The following is a 3378-nucleotide window of genomic DNA, read 5'->3' on the forward strand; positions in this document are numbered from 1 at the left end:
GCCTGCGCTGGCACCTGATCGATCGTGGCGCGGCAGGCTACGACTGGAGCAGCTTCGTGCCGATGCTCAAGGCGGCCAGGGAAAACGGCATCCAGGTGATCTGGGACCTGTGCCATTACGGGTATCCGGATGACCTGGACATCTGGCGGCCTGCGTTTGTCGAGCGATTTGCCCGCTTTGCAGGCGCTGTCGCCAGGTTGATGCGCGAGGAGGGGATCGACACGCCATTCTATTCGCCCATCAACGAGGTCTCGTTCTGGAGCTGGGCCGGTGGTGATGTCGGGTACTTCAATCCCGGTGCCCACGGACGGGGCCAGGAGCTCAAGCACCAGCTGGTGCGCGCCAGCATCGCGGCCATCGACGCTATCCGCGAGGTGGCGCCCGCTGCGCGGCTGGTGCAATGCGATCCCTTGATCAACGTGCTGCCGGCATCGCACCGCGTGGATGACATCGACGCGGCCGAGGGCTACCGGTTGGCGCAGTTCGAGACCTGGGACCTGCTCAGCGGCCGGCGGTGGCCCGGGCTGGGCGGACGTGAAGACTACCTCGATATCCTCGGCGCGAATGTCTACCCCTCTAACCAGTGGGTCCACAATGGCGCCAGGATCGTGTTCGGGGATCCGCGGTTTCGACCGCTCGCGGGCATGCTGAGCGAGCTTTACGCACGCTATCGACGGCCGATCCTGCTGGCCGAGACGGGGGCCGAGGATACGCTGCGCGTGCCCTGGCTGAAGTCTGTGGGAGAGCAGCTGGCGTTGGCCTTGCAACGGGGACTGCCGATGGTTGGAGCGTGCTGGTATCCCTGGCTGGATTATCCCGGCTGGGATGATGAACGCTACTGTCCGGCGGGCGTGTTCGGCTACCCCGACGGGCAGGGTGAGCGGGCCGCGTTTCATCCGCTGTGGGCCGAGATGCAGGCGATGCAGATGCGGTTTTCTGGCTTGTCGGCGGTGGCTGCGCGCTGACTTCAACGCTGGCGAGTCGATCGGGTTTGAACGGCCAGGCATTGATCCGGGTCTGTGACTGGGTATTGGTGAAAGGATCCGTTGTCATGCCCACCCTTGAAAGCCTGCTTGAAGAACTTCTGCTTGCCCGCGGCCCGGGAGGGCAGGAAGACGAGGTTCGGGACATCTGTCAGCGTGAGCTGCGCGAGCTGTGCGACGAGGTCTCGGTCGACCGCGCAGGCAACGTGCGCGGTGTGATCCGCGCTGCTGGCAATGCCGCTCCCGAGGCGGCTGTCCGGGTCATGGCGCACTTGGATGAAATCGCCATGATCGTGCGCAAGATCAACCCCGACGGCACCCTGGAGGTGGTCGCGCTGGGTGGCGCCGAACCTATCTGCTTCGGGGTCTGCCCGGTCGAGATCATGGGCGACGCCGGCTGCCTGCCGGGGGTGCTGTCCTACGGATCGATGCACAACAGCGGCTGCACGCCGAGCGGGCGGGATGTACTGGCCGGCAATGTGCAGTGGCAGGACGTGCACGTGGTGACGCGCTGCTCGCCGGATGAGCTCAAGGCTCAGGGTGTGCGCCCCGGCACTCGCGTCGTGCTGGCCCGGCACTGGCGCCAGCCCTATGCGCTCCAGGACTGCGTGGCGGCGCACTTTCTCGATGACCGCGCGCCGATGGTGGCCGTGCTGCTGGCCGCGCGGCAGGTCGGCCAGCGCAGGGCGGAGCTGGTCCAGGATGTCTGGTTCGTCTTTACAACCCTTGAGGAGGAGTCCAACGCAGGCGCCATGTATGCCGCGTCGCGCGTGCCAGGCGACACAACCCTGGCGGTGGAGGTCGGGCCGGTGCTGGAGGAATACGGCACCCGGCTGTCGGCGGAGCCGATCATCAATGTCGGCGACCAGAAAGGCTACTACACCCGCGCTGTGGTCGATGCGCTGAGCGCGGCCAGCCGACGCGCGGGTTACGAGCCGCAGATCGCCCTGCTGGTGGATTTCGCCTCCGATGCCAGCGCCGTGCTGAGCCAGGGTACCGTGGCAAGGGCCGGCTGCCTGGCGATCCCGACCGAGAACACCCACGGTTTCGAAGTGGTGCTGTATGAGGGCATCACCGCGTGCGCGGCGACGTTGACCGAGTTTCTCCTGCAGCCGCCGGAGTGAGTGTGCTGCCGAGGATCACCACAATGGCGGGGTGCACGCCTCGATCACCCGGCGGAACACGGCGATTGCCTCGTCCACCTGGGCCTCGGTGGTATGACGTCCGAGGCTCAGGCGGACGCTGCTGCGTGCCTGGCGCTCGTCCAGGCCCAACGCCAGCAGCACGTGGGAGGCGGTATTGGCTGCCGAGTTGCACGCCGAGGTCGAGGACAGGGCCAGGTCGCTCGCCAGGGCGGTGCTGTTGAACCCTTCGACGTCGACCCGCAGGTTGAGAGTATGGGGAACCAGGTGCGTGGTGCTTGTGTTCAGTGAAACCCCGGGCAGGCTGGACAGACCTTCACGCAGGCGTTCGCTCAACCGGGCGATACGCCGGTATTCGCTGTCATCGGGCTGGCCGGCCAAGGAGAAGGCGCTGCCCATGCCAACGATCTGGTGAGTGGCCAGCGTGCCTGAGCGCAGGCCCCCTTCATGACCGCCTCCGTGGATCTGCGCGCGCAGCAGCGGGCGCGCCCGCGGTCCGACATAAAGCGCGCCGATGCCCTTGGGGCCGTACACCTTGTGGGCCGAAAACGACATCAGGTCGACCGGCAGCTGCCGCAGGTCGATCAGTACCTTGCCCACGGCCTGGGCGGCATCGACATGCAACAGTGCACCGTGTCCGCGGACAATGGCGCCAATCGTGGCGATGTCGGTAAACGTGCCCAGTTCGTTGTTCACCGCCATCAACGACACGAGCAAGGTATCAGGGCGCAGTGCGGCCTGCACCGCCGCTGGCTGGATCAGGCCTTGCTCATCCGGCGCGAGGCGGGTGACCGCGAAGCCCAGGCGTTCCAGTTCGTTGACGGTATCGAGCACCGCCTTGTGTTCCAGCACACTGGTGATCAGGTGTCGACGTTCGCCCGCGCTGTGGGCGATGCCCTTGAGAGCCAGGTTGTTCGACTCGGTGGCGCCGGAGGTCCACACCACATCCTGAGGCTGGGCACCGACCCGTTCCGCCACCTGCTGGCGCGCCTGCTCGACCACCGTGCGCGCGGCCTGTCCGAAGGCGTGGCCGCTCGACGCGGGGTTGCCGAAATTGGCCTGGTGACCCAGGCAGGCCACCATGCTCTCGATGACGCGTTCGTCGACAGGGGTGGTGGCGGCGTAGTCGAAGTAGAGCGGGGTCTTGGTCATGATGGCGGCTCGTCCATTCGTAACAGGGCGCCGGTGTACGGCGATCAGTAAAAAAATGGTACTAAGGCCGGAGGGGAATGTTTTTATTATTTGATTGGCTT

Annotated in this window: 3 protein-coding genes; 2 read left to right on the top strand and 1 reads right to left on the bottom strand. The window is 65.9% G+C overall.

Annotated elements, in window-relative coordinates:
* The coding region (locus tag VJS90_RS03350; RefSeq protein WP_324119093.1) for a beta-glucosidase at window positions 1-965 on the top strand (965 nt) is incomplete at its 5' end.
* An 86-nt stretch (window positions 966-1051) separates the two neighbouring features.
* Entirely contained in the window at window positions 1052-2107 is a 1056-nt protein-coding gene (locus VJS90_RS03355) for a M42 family peptidase (RefSeq protein ID WP_324119095.1), read from the top strand.
* Window positions 2108-2122: 15 nt separating this feature from the next.
* Here the strand turns inward: VJS90_RS03355 and VJS90_RS03360 are convergent, their stop codons facing one another.
* Window positions 2123-3277: a cysteine desulfurase family protein gene (locus tag VJS90_RS03360; RefSeq protein WP_324119097.1), complete on the bottom strand. Its 1155-nt coding sequence runs from the start codon at window positions 3275-3277 to the stop codon at window positions 2123-2125.
* Window positions 3278-3378 lie beyond the last annotated feature (101 nt).

The sequence above is a fragment of the Pseudomonas sp. genome (genome assembly GCF_035277045.1).
Lineage (GTDB): Bacteria > Pseudomonadota > Gammaproteobacteria > Pseudomonadales > Pseudomonadaceae > Aquipseudomonas.